Origin of the sequence: Methylobacterium sp. WL103 (assembly GCF_008039885.1) — a bacterium.
Taxonomy (GTDB): Bacteria; Pseudomonadota; Alphaproteobacteria; order Rhizobiales; family Beijerinckiaceae; genus Methylobacterium; species Methylobacterium cerastii.
The window spans coordinates 1-1,469 of sequence record NZ_VRUX01000832.1 but is presented as its reverse complement, the minus strand read 5'-3'; the positions used below and the strand labels follow the sequence as shown (position 1 = coordinate 1,469).

At 73.7% G+C, this 1,469-nt stretch carries 1 protein-coding gene; it reads left to right on the top strand.

The annotated features are described in order from the left end of the window. Window positions 1-1,469 (top strand): MHYT domain-containing protein (locus FV222_RS25885; protein ID WP_147815991.1); only part of this gene is annotated, 1,469 nt, incomplete at both ends.

Sequence of the window (1,469 nt, the reverse complement as noted above, 5' to 3'; positions counted from 1 at the left end):
GCCGCGCTGGGCCTGGGTCGCCGGGGCCGCGCTGGCGATGGGCGGAGGCATCTGGTCGATGCACTTCGTCGGCATGCTCGCCTTCGAGATGGGGATGCCGGCCGCCTACGACCTCGGCCTCACGCTGGCCTCCCTGCTGATCGCGGTGGGCGCCACCGGTGCGGCCTTCGTGCTGATCAGCCGGCCGGGCGCGGGGTTGCGTGACATCCTCGTCGGCGGCCCGCTGATGGGCGTGGGCGTCGCCGGGATGCACTACACCGGCATGGCGGCGATGCGGGTGCCCGGCAACCTCGCCTACAGCCTGCCCGTCGTCGCGCTGTCGGTGGCGATCGCCGTCACCGCCGCCACGACCGCGCTCTGGCTGACCTTCCGGCAGCACGGCGTCGGGCAGAAGCTGGCGGCCGCGTTCGTGATGGGCCTCGCGGTCGCCGGCATGCACTATACCGGGATGGCGGCGGCGACCTTCACGGCGGAGGCGGCCGGCGCCCACGCGGCCCATGCTGGCGAGGTCCATGCCGGTGGCGTCGGGGCCGGGCAGCAGAACCTCGCGCTGGCCGTCGGCGGCGCGACCTTCCTGATCCTGTTCCTCGCCATGCTGGCCTCCTCCATCGACCAGCAGCGGGTCCAGCGCGAGCTGCAGGCCAGCGAGGCGCGGTTCCGCGCGGCGGTGCAGGCGGTGCGCGGCGTGCTCTGGACCAACGACGCCGAGGGCCGGATGGTGGGCGAGCAGCCCGGCTGGGCGGCGCTGACGGGCCAGACGCCCGAAGCCTATGCCGGGTTCGGATGGGCGAGCGCCGTGCATCCCGACGACGTGGCGCCGAGCGTGGCGGCCTGGAACGCGACGGTGGCGGCGCGCCGGCCCTTCGTGCACGAGCACCGGGTCCGCGCGCAGGACGGCGCCTGGCGCCATTTCGCGATCCGCGCCGTGCCGGTGCTCGACGACCGCGGCGGGATCACCGAGTGGGTCGGGGTGCACACCGACATCACCGAGCAGCGCGAGGCCGAAGGCGAGCTGCTGGAATCCAACGAAGAGCTGCAGCGCTACGCCTACATCGTCAGCCACGACCTGCGCTCGCCGCTCGTCAACGTCATGGGCTTCACCTCCGAGCTGGAGGAGGCCCGTCCCGAGATCCGCCGCGCCCTGGGGGACCACCCGGACGCCGAGCGGATCGACCGGGACCTCGGCGAGGCGCTCGGCTTCATCCGGGCCGCCGTCACCCGGATGGAGGGCCTGATCGCCGCCATCCTCAAGCTGTCGCGCGAAGGGCGACGGCGCTTCGCCCCCGAACCCCTCGCGCTGACGAGCCTCCTGCAGTCGCTCGCCGACGCGCAGCGCCACCAGATCGAGACCGCCGGGGCGACGGTCTCCGTCGCCGCCGACCTGCCCACCATCGTCGCGGACCGGCTGGCGGTCGAGCAGGTCGTCGGCAACCTGATCGACAACGCCGTGAAGTACCTCGACGCAGGCC